This window comes from Planomonospora sp. ID91781, from assembly GCF_015711595.1.
Taxonomy (GTDB): domain Bacteria; phylum Actinomycetota; class Actinomycetes; order Streptosporangiales; family Streptosporangiaceae; genus Planomonospora; species Planomonospora parontospora.
The window spans coordinates 1,359,782-1,375,808 of sequence record NZ_JABTEY010000002.1; the positions used below are offsets into that span (position 1 = coordinate 1,359,782).

The 16,027-nt window shown below is 74.8% G+C and carries 11 protein-coding genes, 3 tRNA genes and 1 pseudogene; 10 read left to right on the forward strand and 5 right to left on the reverse strand.

The window, feature by feature from the left end; genetic code table 11:
• Positions 1-24 precede the first annotated feature (24 nt).
• Positions 25-1,233, forward strand: a complete 1,209-nt coding sequence (locus HS048_RS25400; RefSeq protein ID WP_196468873.1) for an NAD(P)-binding domain-containing protein — start codon at positions 25-27, stop codon at positions 1,231-1,233.
• A gap of 146 nt (positions 1,234-1,379) precedes the next feature.
• On the opposite strand, the gene hutH is transcribed toward HS048_RS25400, so the two are convergent.
• The gene (gene hutH, locus HS048_RS25405) at positions 1,380-2,927 is read right to left on the reverse strand and encodes a histidine ammonia-lyase (protein ID WP_196468874.1); all 1,548 of its coding nucleotides are present in this window, start codon (positions 2,925-2,927) and stop codon (positions 1,380-1,382) included.
• A 153-nt stretch (positions 2,928-3,080) separates the two neighbouring features.
• Between hutH and HS048_RS25410 the strand changes: the two genes are divergently transcribed.
• The 4 genes from HS048_RS25410 (at position 3,081) to HS048_RS38965 (ending at position 5,043) form a co-directional block, all read left to right on the forward strand.
• Positions 3,081-3,152: transfer RNA gene (locus HS048_RS25410), tRNA-Gly, on the forward strand.
• Between the two features lie 24 nt (positions 3,153-3,176).
• Positions 3,177-3,247 (forward strand) — tRNA-Cys (locus tag HS048_RS25415).
• Positions 3,248-3,262: 15 nt separating this feature from the next.
• Positions 3,263-3,337, forward strand: a tRNA-Val gene (locus tag HS048_RS25420).
• Positions 3,338-3,594: 257 nt separating this feature from the next.
• Entirely contained in the window at positions 3,595-5,043 is a 1,449-nt protein-coding gene (locus HS048_RS38965; RefSeq protein WP_084008091.1) for a diguanylate cyclase, read from the forward strand.
• 21 nt (positions 5,044-5,064) lie between these two features.
• Here the strand turns inward: HS048_RS38965 and HS048_RS25430 are convergent, their stop codons facing one another.
• Entirely contained in the window at positions 5,065-5,688 is a 624-nt protein-coding gene (locus tag HS048_RS25430; RefSeq protein ID WP_196468875.1) for a TetR/AcrR family transcriptional regulator, read from the reverse strand.
• Positions 5,689-5,753: 65 nt separating this feature from the next.
• On the opposite strand from HS048_RS25430, the pseudogene ureA reads away from it, so the two are divergent.
• The 4 genes and pseudogenes from ureA to HS048_RS25450 form a co-directional block, all read left to right on the forward strand.
• A pseudogene (ureA, locus tag HS048_RS25435) lies at positions 5,754-6,404 on the forward strand (urease subunit gamma); the annotation flags it as partial.
• Between the two features lie 65 nt (positions 6,405-6,469).
• Positions 6,470-8,191 carry an urease subunit alpha gene (locus HS048_RS25440; RefSeq protein WP_230881877.1) on the forward strand — a complete coding sequence of 574 codons (1,722 nt, stop codon included), beginning with the start codon at positions 6,470-6,472 and terminating at the stop codon, positions 8,189-8,191.
• Between the two features lie 63 nt (positions 8,192-8,254).
• Complete coding sequence (locus tag HS048_RS25445) at positions 8,255-9,250, forward strand: agmatine/peptidylarginine deiminase (RefSeq protein WP_196468877.1); 996 nt, start codon at positions 8,255-8,257, stop codon at positions 9,248-9,250.
• Between the two features lie 334 nt (positions 9,251-9,584).
• On the forward strand, positions 9,585-11,516 hold the full coding sequence (locus HS048_RS25450; RefSeq protein WP_307832628.1) for a tetratricopeptide repeat protein: 1,932 nt from the start codon (positions 9,585-9,587) through the stop codon (positions 11,514-11,516).
• On the opposite strand, the gene HS048_RS25455 is transcribed toward HS048_RS25450, so the two are convergent.
• Genes HS048_RS25455 through HS048_RS25465 form a run of 3 tightly spaced genes read right to left on the reverse strand, consistent with a single transcriptional unit; the run spans position 11,497 to position 14,509 of the window.
• A complete protein-coding gene (locus HS048_RS25455; RefSeq protein WP_307832629.1) occupies positions 11,497-12,618 on the reverse strand; it encodes a phosphotransferase in 1,122 nt (373 codons plus the stop codon). The genes HS048_RS25450 and HS048_RS25455 overlap by 20 nt on opposite strands.
• Positions 12,615-13,271 carry a response regulator transcription factor gene (locus tag HS048_RS25460; RefSeq protein ID WP_196468879.1) on the reverse strand — a complete coding sequence of 219 codons (657 nt, stop codon included), beginning with the start codon at positions 13,269-13,271 and terminating at the stop codon, positions 12,615-12,617. Before HS048_RS25460 ends, HS048_RS25455 begins: the two co-directional genes overlap by 4 nt.
• On the reverse strand, positions 13,262-14,509 hold the full coding sequence (locus HS048_RS25465) for a sensor histidine kinase (RefSeq protein WP_068895451.1): 1,248 nt from the start codon (positions 14,507-14,509) through the stop codon (positions 13,262-13,264). Before HS048_RS25465 ends, HS048_RS25460 begins: the two co-directional genes overlap by 10 nt.
• A gap of 237 nt (positions 14,510-14,746) precedes the next feature.
• Between HS048_RS25465 and HS048_RS25470 the strand changes: the two genes are divergently transcribed.
• Positions 14,747-16,012 carry an acyltransferase gene (locus HS048_RS25470; protein ID WP_231647217.1) on the forward strand — a complete coding sequence of 422 codons (1,266 nt, stop codon included), beginning with the start codon at positions 14,747-14,749 and terminating at the stop codon, positions 16,010-16,012.
• The last annotated feature ends 15 nt before the right edge of the window (positions 16,013-16,027 follow it).

The following is a 16,027-nucleotide window of genomic DNA, read 5'->3' on the forward strand; positions in this document are numbered from 1 at the left end:
TGCCACTGCCTACCGTCGAGAGGCATGATCGCTTTTCTCGGACTGGGGCGCATGGGCGCCCCGATGGCCCGGCGGCTCGTGGAGGCCGGGCACGAGGTGACGGTGTGGAACCGCACCCCCCGCACGGTCGAGGGGGCCGCCGTCGCCGCCTCGCCCGCCGAGGCCGTGGCGGGGTCGGATCTCGTCGTGACGGTGCTGCGCGACCCGGCTGCGGTGATGCGGGTGCTCGCCGACGCGGCGCCCGGGCTGCGGGCGGGAGCCGTGGTGGTGGAGATGTCCACGATCGGGCCCGCCGCGGTGGCCGAACTCCGTGACCGGCTGCCTGCGCAGGTGGGACTGGTGGACGCGCCGGTGCTGGGCGGCGTGGGGCCCGCGCGGGACGGCACGCTGACGGTCCTGGCGGGCGGCCGGTCCGAGGACCTGGCGCGCTGCCGGGAGGTGCTCGGCGTGTTCGGCACCGTGCGGGAGGCGGGCGGCCCCGGGGCGGGGGCGGCGCTGAAGCTCGCCGTGATGAGCGCACTGGTGCCCGCGCAGGTGCTGCTCGCCGAGACCGTCGCGTACGGCGAGGCGATCGGCGTGCAGGCCGGGACGTTGCTGGACGTGCTGGGCGGCACCCCGCTCGGCGCGCTGGCCGAGCGGGTCCGGCCGGCGGTCCAGGGCCGCCCCGGCGAGCGCCGGTACGGACTGGACCTGGCGGCCAAGGACCTGGCTCTGGCCGCGCACCCGCTCCAGACGCTCGCGGCGGCGGCCGCGGACCGGCTGGGCGGCGCCGTCTCCGCCGGACTGGGCGACGCGGACCTGACGGCCGTGTTCGGGCACGTCGCGGCGGGCCGCCGGACCGGGGTCCGGAAGATCGATCCGGCGTCGGTCCCGGCGACCAACGGGCTCTACTCCCACGCCGCCAGGTCGGGGAACCTGCTGTTCGTCTCCGGGCAGGTGGCGCTGGACCACGACGGGAAGGTGGTCGGCGAGGGCGACATGACCCGCCAGGCGGAGCTCGTGATGGAGTACCTGGCGCGCGTCCTCGCCGACCAGGGGTGCACGTTCGACGACGTCACCCACATCCGGACCTTCGTCACCGACATGTCGCTGCTGCCGGAATACGCGGCCGTCCGGCGGCGGTACATCACCGGCGCGCCTCCGGCCAGCACGACCGTGGAGGTGTCACGGCTGTTCCGGCCGGGGCTGCTGATCGAAGTGGAGGTGACGGCGGTCGTGCCGGCGGTCTCCTGACCGCCCGGGGTGCCGGGCGCGCCCCGCGTCCGGTGAGTGCAGACGAGCGCCTCCCGGACCGAGCCGACAGATCGCGGTGAAGACACCATGGTCGGCCAGGCCGAGAGCCGAGCTCTTCCGGGAGGAGGTCGTCTACGTCCTCGCGGTCAGGCCAGAGGCCCGGTGACCGTCTCCGCGGCGGCGACGACCGCGCCGTCCGCGACCAGCCGGACCACCGCCTCGATCTCCGGCGCGAGGAAGCGGTCCGGGCCGGGGCCGGCGACCGTCTCGCGCAGGGTGGCCACCACGGCCCCGGTCGCGGGCGCGGGCCGGTGCGGCGCCCGAAGGTCGATCGCGCGGGCCGCGGTGAGGATCTCCACCGCGAGCACCCTGGTCAGCCCGTCCACCGCGCGGCGCAGCTTGCGGGCGGCCGACCAGCCCATGGAGACGTGGTCCTCCTGCATGGCGGAGCTCGGGATGGAGTCCACGCTGGCGGGGACCGCCAGGCGCTTGAGCTCGGAGACGATCGCGGCCTGGGTGTACTGGGCGATCATGTGGCCGGAGTCCACGCCGGGGTCGTCGGCCAGGAAGGCCGGCAGGCCGTGGCTGCGGGCGACGTCGAGCATGCGGTCGGTGCGCCGCTCGGAGATGCTCGCCAGATCGGCGACCGCGATGGCCAGGAAGTCCAGCACGTAGCCGACGGGGGCGCCGTGGAAGTTGCCGTTGGACTCCACCCGGCCGTCGGCCAGGACCACCGGGTTGTCGATCGCGGAGGCGAGCTCGCGCATCGCGACCGAGGCGGCGTGCGCGAGGGTGTCGCGGGCGGCTCCGGCGACCTGCGGGGCGCAGCGCAGCGAGTAGGCGTCCTGGACGCGGGTGCAGGTGCCGTCCCGGTGGCTGGCCATGATGCCCGAGTCCGCAAGCAGCGCCCGGAGGTTGGCGGCGCTGGCGGCCTGGCCGGGGTGCGGGCGCAGGGCCTGCAGGTCGGCGGCGAAGACCCGGTCGGTGCCGAGCAGCGCCTCCACGCTCATGGCCGCGCCGACGTCGGCGGTCTTGAACAGCCTCGCCAGGTCGTCCATGGCCAGGATCAGCATGCCCAGCATGCCGTCGGTGCCGTTGATGAGCGCGAGGCCCTCCTTGGCGGCCAGCTCGACCGGCTCGACGCCCGCCTGCTTGAGCGCCTCGGCCGCGCCGGTGAGGTTCCCGGCCGCGTCGCGGACGACGCCCTCCCCCATGATCGTCAGAGCCACGTGGGAGAGCGGGGCGAGGTCTCCGGAGCAGCCCAGGCTGCCGTACTCGTGCACGACCGGGGTGATGTGCGCGTTGAGCAGGCCGGCCAGCACCCTGGCGGTCTGCGGCCGCACCCCGGTGTGCCCGGTGGCCAGGGTGTGCAGGCGCAGCAGCATCAGCGCGCGGGTCACCTCGGCCTCCACCTCCGGGCCGGACCCGGCGGCGTGCGAGCGGACCAGCGAGCGCTGGAGCTGCGCGCGGAGCGAGGGGTCGATGTGCCGGGTGGCGAGCGCCCCGAAGCCGGTCGACACCCCGTAGGCCGGGGTGGGGCTCTCGGCGAGCTCGTCGACGCGCGTGCGGGCCGCGGCCATCGCGGCCACGGCGTCGTCGGTGAGCCGTACGGCGGCGCCGCGTCTGGCGACGGCCACCACCTCGGCGAAGGTCAGCGGCTCGGGCCCGATGTCCACGACCACGTTGTCGCGCATGGTGTCACTCTCTCGCATTCGATGTAACCGGTGACCCCCATGCTAGGCCCTTACATTCACCCTCCGGACGACGCGGGGGCGGAATCCCGGTTTGGGGAGTCGCCGCCTATTCGCTAGAGTTCTCTGCGTGAGACCGGCTCGCCCGGGAAACACGCGGAAGTGGCTCAGTGGTAGAGCATCACCTTGCCAAGGTGAGGGTCGCGGGTTCGAATCCCGTCTTCCGCTCGGAGAGGCCCTCGGGTCTCACTCGGTGGAGTGGCCGAGAGGCGAGGCAACGGCCTGCAAAGCCGTGTACACGGGTTCAAATCCCGTCTCCACCTCTGGTCTTCACGCCCGGACGATTAGCTCAGCGGGAGAGCGCTTCCCTGACACGGAAGAGGTCACAGGTTCAATCCCTGTATCGTCCACCAGCGCGGCGGGTCCCGGCCTAATCGGCCGGGGCCCGCCTTTTTCGGTTTTCGCGCTCCCAGGTCGGTCCGCGCTCGCGGGTGCTCCACGCTCCCGGACGGTCCGCACTCCCGGGCGGTCCGCGCGGCCGCCGCAGATTCCCCGGCCCGGTCGGCCCTCCCCGCCCGGTGGTCCGGCGGCTCCGGTGTGATCCCCGTCTCTCCGGCGACGCGGCTCCCGCGTTGCCTCAGCCCCGCGCCCGGTCTGCCGATAGTGCGGCGTGGACGGTTCCCGGCCTTGGCGGGTCTTCCTCCTCGGCGGCCTCGTCGCCCTGGGGGTGTACGTGCTGCTCCCGTACGGGCCCTTCCGCGACGCGTTCTACGCCTCCGTCGGGCTGTCCGGGGCGGCGGCGTCGTTCCTGGTGGCCGCCCGCCTGCGCGGCACCGTCGGCCTGGCCTGGGCGCTGATGGGCCTGGGCCTGGTCGGCACCGCGACCGGCGACCTCATGTGGCTCTACTACGACCACATCGCCGGGGTGGACCCCTTTCCCTCGCCCGCCGACATCGCCTACCTGCTGCAGTACCCCTTCGTCACGGCCGCCCTGCTGCTGCTCGCCCGGCACCGGCGGACCCCCGGAGACCGGGGGGCCCTGCTGGACAGCGCCATCGTCACCGCCGGCCTCCTGCTGCCGTACTGGGTGCTCCTGATCGACCCGAACATCGGCGGCCACGAGTCCACCTTCGACCAGCTGGTCGCCCTGGCCTATCCGCTCGCCGACGTGGTGCTGCTCGCCGGGCTCGTCCGCCTGCTGTCCGTCTCGGGCGCGCGGACGCCGTCCTTCCGGCTGCTCACCCTGGCGATGGTCTCCCTCCTCACCGGGGACGTGATCTTCATCTCCACCGAGGGGGCGGAGGTCTTCGGCCTGCCCCTCGGGGACGCCCCGTTCCTGATGTCGTACGTGCTGTGGGGAGCCGCGGCGCTGCACCCCTCCGCGCAGGACCTGCTGAGCACCTCCTCGGACGGGGTGCCGTCCTTCACCACGCGCCGGCTGCTCACGCTGATGGCCGTCGTCCTGCTGGCCCCCGGCACCATGGCCGCGCAGCTCGTCTCCGGGTTCGAGCTGAGCGCCTGGCCCGTGACCATCACCTCCGCGGTGCTCTTCGTGCTGGTGGTGGCCCGGATGTCGGACCTGCTGCACCGCCTGCAGGACCAGGCCCGGATGCTCGACGAGGTCGCGCGCACCGACACGCTGACCGGGCTGCCCAACCGGCGCACCCTCGACGCCCAGCTGGCCCGGGAGTACGCGCGCGCCGAGCGGGACGGCACGCCGCTGTGCCTGGCGATGGTCGACCTCGACCGGTTCAAGCTGTTCAACGACACCCACGGGCACCAGGCCGGGGACCTGCTGCTCACCGGCGCCGCCACGGCCTGGAGCCTCGTGCTGGGCGGGCGGGACATGCTGGCCCGCTACGGCGGGGAGGAGTTCGTGCTCGTCATGCCGGGCCGGGAGCCGGCGGACGCGGAGGCGCTGCTCGCCGCCATGCGCGCGGCCACCCCGCAGGAGCAGACCTTCTCGGCCGGGCTCGCGCTCTGGGACGGCCGGGAACGCCCATCCGACCTGCTGCACCGCGCCGACCTGGCCCTGTACGCCGCCAAGGAGGCCGGGCGCGACCGGGTGGTGCGGGCGAGCGGCTCGCGCCCGGGTCCCCCGTCCCGGGCGAGGACGTGACTCCCGCGGCCTCCGCCGTCCTCACGGCTCGAGCTCCCGCAGGGCCGCCCGCACGGCCTGCTCGCGCGCCCAGGCCGCGTCCCGGCCCGGCAGGCCGAGGAGGACGTCGTACGCGAGGCCGTCCATGACGCGGCACGTCCGCAGGGCGTGCTCCCCGGTGTCGTCCACCGGCCGGAACACCCCCCGCCCGATGCCCCGGGCCACGATCCCGGCCAGTTCGCCGGCCCAGGACCCAATGAAGGAGGCGATCCGGGTCAGGGTCTCCTCGTCCCGCGGCGGCCGGGCGACGACCTGCGCCCACAGCCGCCACCGCACGTCTCCGGGGCCCGTGGGGAGGTACAGCTCCACCAGGCGGACCAGCGCCCGGCGCGGGTCGGCGACGGCCGCGAGCTCGGCGGTGCGGCGCTCGGCCAGCTCGTCCTCGCTGAGCAGGAGCGTCGAGACCAGGATCCGGTCGCGCCTGCCGAAGTAGTACATGACGTGGCCGCTGCTCATGCCCGCGCGCTCGGCGATGTCGCGCACCCGTACCCGCTCGGGCCCCACCTCGTCGATCGCCAGCAGCGCGGCCCGCAGCACGTGCGCCCGCACGTCGGGACGCTCCGGCCGGGTGAGGGACGCCGCGGCGGCTCCGGGCTTCGCAGTCATGAGCACCACCGTACCGGTTTAGAATCCTGATCTAAGTTTGAACAACGTTCCAGAAAGGGTGCGCCGTGCGGCTGACACCGACCGAGCGTGACCGGCTGCTGCTGTTCACCGCCGCCGAGCTGGCCCGGGCCAGAAGGGCGCGGGGGCTCCGGCTGAACGTGCCGGAGGCCACCGCGCTGATCGCGGACGCGGTCTGCGAGGCCGCCCGGGACGGGGCCCGGCTGGCCGAGGCGGTCGAGGCGGGCCGGGCGGTGCTCGGCCCGGACGACGTGCTGCCCGGCGTGGCCGACATCGTCACCGAGGTGATGGTCGAGGCGGTCTTCGACGACGGCACCCGCCTGGCCGTGGTGGGCGACCCGATCGGAGGCGGCTCCCTGGGCCCCGACGCGCCCGGCGCGGTGGTCGGCGCGGCCCGGCAGGACGCGGACCCGGCGGGCTCTGCGGGTCCGGCGGGCTCTGCGGGTCCGGACGGGGTGGAGGTGGACGTCCTCAACACGGCGGCGGTGCCGATCAGCGTCACCTCGCACTTCCACTTCTTCGAGGTCAACCCGCGGCTCCGGTTCGACCGGGGCGCCGCCTACGGGCGCAGGCTGGCCGTCCCCGCCGGCTCGGCGGTCCGCTTCGGCCCGGGCGAGAGCCGTACCGTGCGGCTGGTCCCCATCGGCGGCGCCCGCGTCGCGATCGGGTTCGCCGGGCTGGTGGACGGCCCGCTGGACGCGCCCGGGGCGTTCGAACGGGCCATGGACAAGGCGCGGGCCTGCGGTTACCTGGGGAGCGGTGAATGAGCGAGCGGATCGGCGGCGCGGGCGGCGGAGGCGGCGCGGGCCATGTGGGCGTGTACGGCCCGCGCAGGGGCGACCGGGTCCGGCTCGGCGACACGGGCCTGGTGGTCGAGGTCGAGCACGACTCGCAGCTGCCCGGGGAGGAGTTCCTCGCCGGTTTCGGCAAGACCGCCCGGGACGGCCTGCACCTGAAGGCCGCCTCGGTCCGGGAGACCTGCGACCTGGTGATCTCCAACGTGCTGGTCCTGGACCCCTTCCTCGGGGTGCGGACCGCGTCGATCGGCGTCCGCGAGGGCCGCATCCACGCCGTCGGCCGGGCCGGGAACCCCGACACGCTGGACGGCGTGGACGTGGTGGTCGGCACCGGGACCACGATCGTGTCCGGCGAGGGGCTGATCGCCACGGCGGGCGCGATCGACACGCACGTGCACCTGCTCAGCCCGCGCATCATGGAGGCCTCGCTCGCCTCCGGCGTGACCACGATCATCGGGCAGGAGTTCGGGCCGGTCTGGGGCGTCGGGGTCAACTCGCCGTGGGCGCTGCGGCACGCGTTCAACGCCTTCGACGCCTGGCCGGTGAACATCGGCTTCCTGGCCCGCGGGTCCTCCTCGCATCCGGCGCCGCTGGTGGAGGCGCTGGCCGAGGGCGGCGCGAGCGGTTTCAAGGTGCACGAGGACATGGGGGCGCACACCCGGGCGCTGGACACCGCGCTGCGGGTGGCCGAGGAGTACGACGTGCAGGTGGCGCTGCACACCGACGGCCTCAACGAGTGCCTGTCGGTCGAGGACACGCTCGCCGTGCTCGACGGCCGGACGATCCACGCCTTCCACATCGAGGGCTGCGGCGGCGGCCACGTGCCGGACGTGCTCCGGCTGGCCGGGGTGGCCAACGTCATCGGCTCCTCCACCAACCCGACGCTGCCCTTCGGCCGGGACGCGGTCGCCGAGCACCACGGGATGATCGTCTCGGTGCACGGCCTCAAGCCGGAGCTGCCCGGCGACGCCGCCCTGGCCCGGGACCGGATCCGGGCGGGCACCATGGGCGCCGAGGACGTGCTGCACGACCTCGGCGTCATCGGCATCACCTCCTCCGACGCCCAGGGCATGGGACGCGCGGGCGAGACGGTCCGCCGGACGTTCGCCATGGCCGGGAAGATGAAGGGCGAGCCGGGGGCGGGGCTGGACACGGGGCTGGACACGGACGGGCGCAACGACAACGAGCGGGTCCTGCGCTACCTGGCCAAGCTGACGGTCAACCCGGCGATCGCGCACGGGCTGGCCCACGAGGTCGGATCCCTGGAGCCGGGCAAGCTGGCCGACATCGTGCTGTGGCGGCCCGACCACTTCGGCGCCAAGCCGCAGCTCGTGCTGAAGGCGGGCTTCCCCGCCTACGGCGTGACCGGCGACCCGAACGCCTCCACCGACGCCTGCGAACCGCTGGTGCTGGGCCCGCAGTTCGGCGCGCACGGGGCCACCGCCGCGGACCTGTCGGTGGCCTTCGTCAGCGGGGCCGCCGCCGGAGCGGGCGGGGACCGGATGACCACCCGCCGCCGCCGCGTGGGCGTGCGCGGCACCCGGGGCATCGGCCCGGCGGACCTGGTCCGCAACTCCCGGCTCGGCACGGTCCGGGTGGACCCGCTGGGCCGGGTCACCCTCGACGGCGAGGAGGTCCGGTCCTCCCCCGCCGACACGGTCTCCCTCAGCCGCCTGTACTTCCTCTGACCCCGTCCCCCGCCCTCCCCGCCCCCGTCCCTCGGGGGCGGCCGATCCCCCAGGAGCCGGCCCATGTTCTCCATGCCACCGGAGTGGCACCCGCACACCCGTACCTGGATGTCCTGGCCGGTCTCCGGCTACGCCCTGGCGGATCCGGAGGCGTCCTACCGGGCCTGGTCGAGCGTGGCCAACGCGGTCGTGCGCCACGAGCCGGTCACCATGGTCGTCGACCCGAGCGAGCGCGGATCCGCCGCCCGGTGGCTGGACCCCCGCGTCGAGGTGATGGAGCAGCCGCTCGACGACTGCTGGATGCGCGACAACGGCCCCACCTTCCTGATCGACGGGCGGGGCGGCCTGGCCGGGGTGGACTGGACCTTCAACGGCTGGGGGTGGAACGCCCACGCCAAGGACGACCTGGTCGCCCGGGCGGTCCTGGAGCGGGCCGGGGCGCGGCGCCTGCGCTCCGAGCTCGTCAACGAAGGCGGCGGCATCCACGTCGACGGCGAGGGGACGGTGATCGTCACCGAGACCGTGCAGCTCGGCGAGGCGCGCAACCCCGGCTGGACCAGGCAGGAGGTGGAGGGCGAGCTCCGCGCCCGGCTGGGGGTGGAGAAGGTGATCTGGCTGCCCCGCGGCCTGACCGCCGACTACGGCCCGTACGGCACCGGCGGGCACGTGGACCTGCTGGCCTCCTTCGCCCGGCCCGGCCTGGTGCTCTGCCACGTCCAGCCCGACCCGTCCCACCCCGACCACGAGGTCACCCGGGAGAACCTCGCGATCCTGCGGGCCTCGGCCGACGCCAGGGGGCGCGCCCTGGAGGTGGTCGAGCTGCTCGCGCCGGAGACGCAGGAGGCCGGCGGACAGCTCGTCGACTACTCCTACGTCAACCACTACCTGGCCAACGGGCTGGCCCTGCTCTGCTCGTTCGGCGACCCCCGGGACGCCCCGACCGCCGAGCTCTTCGCCCGGCTCTTCCCGGGGCGGTCGATCGAATCGGTGGACGCCCGGGACATCTTCGCCCTGGGCGGCGGCATCCACTGCATCACCCAGCAGCAGCCCGCGCCATGAGGAGTTATGGCGTTATGCGCCCAGCGAATGTCCGCATCCGGCCATTCTCATAATAGATCTTGTCAGTGAGGGTTAATGGTGCGAATACTTGCGATTTGTTCTTATTGGCGAGGAAGGCACGTGATGAAAAAGGTCATCGTTCACAAGCCCGGTACGGTCGCGCTCAGCGGGGCCGCCAGCCCCAAGCACGTCGGCTGAACCGGAACCGCAGAGCCGGCGTCCAGAGATGGGCGCCGGTCCGCCGAGGAGAATGAGGAGATCGGTGAGTCGGGGACCCCTCGCCCCGGGAGAAGCCTCGGAAGAAGCGCCCCTTCCTCCTTCGCTCCTGCCCCCCGTGGACGCCGACCGGCGCCTGCGCGGGCCGTACACCGCCGCGGGCGCGATCGTCGCCGCCCTGCTGCCGGAGGCCCGGCCGGAGCTCGTCGCCCGCTATGACATCGAACTGCGCGCCGTCGCCCCCGACCTGCACGACCGCATCCCCGCCCGGCGCCGGTCCAGGGCGGACGCCCTGCCCCGGGCGGAGCGGATCCTGGTCCACGCGCCGCGCCGGACCCTGCGCATCGCCAACGGCGTCGCCGAGTTCCTCCGCGCTCATCTGGAGGCCCGTCCGGACGGGCTGCGGGAGCGGCCCGGGCCCCGCAGGCTCGTCGTCACCGGCACCGCCGAGGCCGACCCCACCGACCTGGAACTGCTGGCGGTGCTGCGCCGCCGCGTCCCGCCGGAGCTGCTCACCGTGGAGCTCCGGGAGCAGGCCGCGGCACCGCCCGAACTCGAACCCGAGGAGCACGACAAGCGCGCCGACGAGCTGGAACGGCAGGGCTCCGTCGGCGCGCGCCTCGGCGCGGTCCCCTACCACCGCGAGCGCGGCACCGACCCCCGCCTGGCCGTGGAGGCGCTGCGCTTCGCGGTGCAGTGGTGCCTGGACGCCGGATGCCACGACGCCGTCGCGGAGCTGGGCCCGCGCGGTCTGGCGCTGACCGATCCGGAGAGCGACCCGGAGACCTGGTGGCGGTTCCTGCACAGCACCGCGACCGCGCTCGGCTCGCTGCGCCGCGAGGACGAGGCCGCGGCCCTGTTCGACCTGGCCAGGAGGGAGAGCGTCTCCCCCGTCACGCACGCGGCGGCCGCCTACTCCACCGGCATGCTGAAGGTCCGCCACCACGACCCCGCCCGGCGCGACCCGGAGGCGGCACTGGCCTGGGTGAACCAGGCGATCGCCATCTCGACGCTGCTGCCGGACCCGCGTGAGCGGGCGTTCAAGCTGGGTTTCGACCTCAACGGCCGGGCCCTGGTCGAGGTACGGCTCGGCCGCCCCGCCAGGGCGCTGGAGCTGGTCCAGCAGGCCGTGGACCTGGCCGACCGGGAGCTGGGGCCGGACGAGCACCCGATCCACCGGCTGGTGCTGCTGGCCAACCGGGCGCAGCTCACCGTCATGCTGGGCCGCCCGGAGGCGGCGCTGGAGGACCTGGACGCGGTCATCGCCGCGGATCCGGGCTATCCCGACTACTACATCGACCGGGGCAACCTGCTGCACCGGCTCGGCCGGCTGGACGCGGCGGTCGCCGACTACGAGACGGCCATGCGGGCGGGCCCGCCCTTCCCCGAGCCCTACTACAACCGGGCCGAGATCCGCTTCTCCACCGGCGACCACGCCGGAGCGCTCGCCGACCTGGACCACGCCCTGGAACTCGATCCGGAGTTCGTGGACGCCCTGGCCAACCGGGCGGGCCTGCTGGTCGCGCTCGGCGAGTACGGCCGGGCGCGCGCGGACGCCGAGGCGGGGCTCGCGCTGGACCCGGACAACCCCTACCTGCTGTGCGCGCTGGGCCAGGTGGAGATGGCCGAGGGGAGGCACGCCCCGGCGCGGGCGGCGTTCGACCGCGCGCTGGAACGCTCCCCCGGGCTCTCGGCGGCCTGGGCCAACCGCGGGGTGCTGGCCTTCGAGACCGGGGACCCGGAGGGCGCGGTCGCCGACTTCACCCGCGCCCTGGAACCGGGTGCCGATCCGGCGCTGCTGTTCAACCGGGCGCTGGCGCTGCGCGCGGCGGGACGCGAGCGGGAGGCCGCGGCCGACCTGACCAGGGCGCTGGAGCTGGCCCCGGACGACGAGGACGTCCGGCGCGAGCTGGCCGGTCTCGGCGGCGCCACCGGGGCCGCCGGAGACTCCGGCGGCGTCCCGGACCGCGGGTCGCCAGGGGAATCCGGCGGCGCCCCGGACGGCGCGTCCCCCGGGCACGCCGGCGGCCTCAGCGGGCAGGCCGGGTGAGCTCCCCCGCCAGATAGCGCTCGGCCAGCTCGCAGGTGCCGCGGGTGTAGCCCGCGCCGAGCCCGGCGGCGGTCTCCACCCCGGCGTGGCTGCCGATCCAGGCGACCAGCAGCAGGCGGCGGAACATGACGAACGTCCAGATCTCGGCCTCGTCCTCGGCGGGCAGGCCGAGGACGGTCCGGTAGCCCCGCAGCCAGGCGTCGATCATCGCCGGGACCTCGGGGCGGTGCTCGATGAAGCTGAGCGCCGCGGCCAGGTCGTAGAGGTACCAGCCGAAGCCGCAGTCGTCGAAGTCGATGACGCTGGGCGGCCCGTCACCGGTCACCAGCAGGTTGGCCAGCCGCAGGTCGGCGTGGATCAGGCCGTAGCGGCCGGAGTCCCGGCCGAAGCGGCGCAGCCGCCCGCGCAGCTCCTCCGCCAGGCGCCCCAGTACGGCCAGCGCCTCGGGGTCCATGCCGGGCCCGTCCTGCCAGCGCCCCCACCGGGACTCCCGTCCCAGCGCGGCGCCGTGGTCCCAGTGGAAGCGGGTGAAGGCGGCCGGGCGGCGCCAGGAGCGCGCGTGCCGGTGCATCCGCGCGGTGGTCGCGCCGAGCCGCTCGAAGCCCTCGACCAGGCGGTCCTGCGGGGGCTCGGTCCCCGGCAGGAACTCGAACAGGACGCACTCGCGGGACGGCTCCCCCGGGACCGTCAGCACCCGGGAGCCCTCCGGGGCGCGGAGCACCTCCGGCGTCCTGACCCCGGCCTCCTCGCGGAGCGCCTCCAGCCAGGCCAGCTCGGAGCGGATCGCCGCGGTGGAGTGGTAGCCGAGCCGGTGCACCCGCAGCACGGCCCGGAGCCCGGTCTCCGGGTCGTCGACCCGGAAGGTGGCGTTCTCCGACACGTTGATCAGGGTGACCTCGGCGCCGGGCAGGCCGTACAGGCGCACCGCCGTCCGGGCGGTCGCGTGCACGCGGTCCAGCACGCCGCCGCCGGCGGACAGGTCGTGGGCCCGCACCGCCCCCCGCCCGCCGGGGAGCGCCACCGCCCGCCCGCCCGCGTGCCCCGCCTCCCGGCCGCCGGCGGGCGCCGCCCCCCGGATCGCGCCGGGCCCGGCCCCCGTCACCGGCCCGACGAGCGGAGGTAGGCGAGCACCGCGAGCACCCGGCGGTGCTGGTCGCTGTCCTCGACGTGCAGACCGAGCTTGGCGAAGATGCTGCGGACGTGCTTCTCCACCGCGCCGTCGCTCACCACGAGCTGGCGGCCGATGGCCGGGTTGGACCTGCCCTCGGCCATCAGGCCGAGCACCTCCCGCTCGCGCGGGGTGAGGGAGGCCAGCGGGTCGTCGCGGCGGCGCCGTACCATCAGCTGGGCGACCACCTGCGGGTCGAAGACCGTGCCGCCGGACGCGACCGAGCGCAGGCCCCCCATGAAGTCGTCGACGTCCACGACCCGGTCCTTGAGCAGATAGCCCACCGCGCCGCGCGCGTCGGCGAGCAGGTCGTCGGCGTAGGAGACCTCGACGTACTGCGAGAGGATCAGCACCGGGGCCCCCGGCACCCGCCGCCGCGCCTCGACCGCGGCCCGCAGGCCCTCGTCGGTGAAGCTCGGCGGCATCCGCACGTCCACCACCGAGACGTCCGGCCGGTGCTCGGCGACGGCCTCCACCAGGCTCCCGCCGTCCCCCACCGCCGCCACCACCTCGCAACCGAACTCCTCCAGCAGCCTGATCAGGCCCGCCCTGATCAGGACCGCGTCGTCGGCCACGACTACCCGCACGGCACCTCCGCCACGATCACCGTCGGCCCGCCCACCGGTGAGTCCACCGCCAGCTCGCCGTCCACCGCCCTGAGGCGGTCGGCGAGCCCGGACAGGCCATGTCCCTTGGCGACGTGCGCGCCGCCGACCCCATCATCCCCGATCGTCAGCATCAGGACGCCACCGGTCTTGCTCAGGGTGACCGTGCAGACGGTGGCGTGGCTGTGCTTGGCGATGTTGGTCAGGGACTCGGCGACCACGAAGTAGATCGTGTTCTCCACCGCGGCGGCGAAGCGCCCCTCCACCTGGATGTCCAGCTCGACCGGGACCGTGCACCGCCCGGCGAGCGCGGCCAGCGCCGGGGCCAGGCCGCGGTCGGTCAGGACCGGCGGGGCGATGCCGCGCGAGAGTGCGCGCAGTTCGTCCAGGGTCTCGCGGGTGGAGCTGATGGCGTCGGACAGCATCCGCTCGACCGCCTGGGGGTCCCGCTTGAGCTGGCGCTGGGCCCGGGACAGGTCCATGGCCAGGGAGACCAGGCGCTGCTGCGGCCCGTCGTGGATGTCGCGCTCCAGCTTGCGCAGCGCGTTGGCCTCGGCCGAGACCGCCGCGGCCCGGCCCTCGGCCAGGTCGTCGATGCGCTCCTGCAGCTCCGCGACCCCGGTGAGCATGGCCCGGCCGAGCCCGGCCTGGACCAGCGCCGCCCCCCGGAGCACCACCGGCAACGTGATCGCGAACAGCATGCCGATCACGGTGTTCAGGGTTACCTCCGCCAGGGCGCTGTCGCCGAAGCCGAGCAGTTCCGCCAGCCCGTGGTTGTCCGGGATGCTCGCGGTGATCCACCCGTAGATGGGGGCGGTCAGCCCGAGGACCGTCCCGGCCCACCAGGTCACCGTGATCGAGAACGTCACGACGGCGACCGGGAAGCTCACGATCGCGTGCAGCAGGTCCAGCCACGACTGCCCGCTGGTCAGCGGGTTGACCGCGCGCCGGAACCAGCCGGCGTTCTCCGGTGCGCGGCGGTAGCGCGGCCGGGCGACCTGGTGGCCGAGCACCTGGGGCAGCGAGCGGCGCTCGATGTCGGCGAAACCCCGGGCGAGCATCAGCGTGGCCGCCAGGATCGGCACGCCGAGCCAGACGACGACCGTCCCGAGCCCGGCGGCGAAACCGGCCACCGCCAGGCAGAAGGCGATCACGGAGAGGGGGAAGCCGGTGAGCAGGTAGCGGGTGTCGGTGCCGACGCGGCGCAGGAGGGATCTCATGGGGGAAACGCTACGAGTCCCGGACGGCGCGATCGACCCGGTGCGCAGGCGTCCCGGGGTAGGGCCATCCCTACCCCGGAGGGTGGGGCCGGGGGCGGGAAAGAGGGCGGCAGCCGTCACTGCGCCGCCGAGGGGGTTCGCGGAAGTCTCGGAGCACCTCCCCCCGACGAATCGAGGCGACCCGTGACCGCCGTCCTGACCCGCTCCGCGCCCCCTCCTGCGCGTCCCGTCCCCCCGGTGTCCGCGCCCCCCGGCCGGGACCTGTTCCTCGACGTCCTGCGCCTGTTCGGCACGGCCCTGGTGGTGCTGCAGCACTGGAGCATGCCGGTGCTCTCCGTCACCGGTGACCGGATCACCACCGGAAACGCCCTGGCCACCGGGAACGCCTGGGTGATCACCTGGATCAGCCAGGTGATGCCCCTGGTGTTCTTCGCCGGGGGCGCGGCGGGCGCGATCAGCCACCGCGCCGCGCTCCGGCGCGGCGGCGGCTCGCCCGCCTGGCTCGCGGCGCGGCTGCGCCGCCTGGCCTGGCCGGTGCTGCCGCTGGCCGCGGTCTGGCTGCCCCTGCCCCATCTGCTGCTCGCCCTGGGCCTGCCGTCCCAACCGGTGGTAACGGCCTCGCGCCTGGCCGGGCAGCTGCTGTGGTTCCTGGCCGTCTACCTCGTCGCGGTGGCGGCGACGCCGCTGATGCGCCGGCTCGGCGCGGCGTACGGCCTGCGCGTGCCGGCGGCGCTGGCGGCGGGGGCCGTGGCGGTCGACGTGCTGCGGTTCGCCTGCGGCCTGGAGGCGGCGGGCTGGGCGAACATCGGCCTGGTCTGGCTCGCGGTGCACCAGCTCGGCTTCCTGTACGCCGAGGGCCGCCTGGACCTCCCCCGGACCCGGCTGTGGGGCATGGCCGCGGCGGGGTACGGCCTGGCCGCGCTCCTGGTCGCCTTCGGCCCCTACCCGGGCAGCATGATCGGCCTGCCGGGGGCCGCGGTCTCCAACATGGCGCCGCCCACGGTGGCGCTGCTGGCGGTGGGGATCGGGCAGATCGGGCTGGCGCTCGCCCTGCGCCGGCAGATCGCCTCCTTCGCCCGGTGGCCGGTGGTGGCGCGGGCGCTGGGCTGGGCCGGTCCGCGCATGATGACCGTCTACCTGTGGCACATGAGCGCGCTGTTCTGCGTCACCGCGGTGGTCGTGGTGGGGCTGGGCGTCCCCACCCCGGAGCCGGGCGGCTCCGCCTGGCTGTCCGGGTGGCCGCACTGGCTGGCCGCGCTCTGCCTGGTCCTGTGGCCGCTGCTGCGCGGACTGTCCCGCTTCGAGGAGCCTCCGGCGGCGGCGCCGTACCGCGGGGGGACCGCCCGGATCGCCGCGGCGCTCGCGCTGGCCGGCGCGGGACTGCTCGTCCTGACCGTGTCCGGCTTCGCCCCCGGGCCCTGGCCCGTGCTCGGCTCCGGCCTGCTGCTGGGCGGGCTGCTGCTCACCCGCTCGACGGGATTTCGCCGGATCCGCGGGAATTGACCCCATCTCTACCGC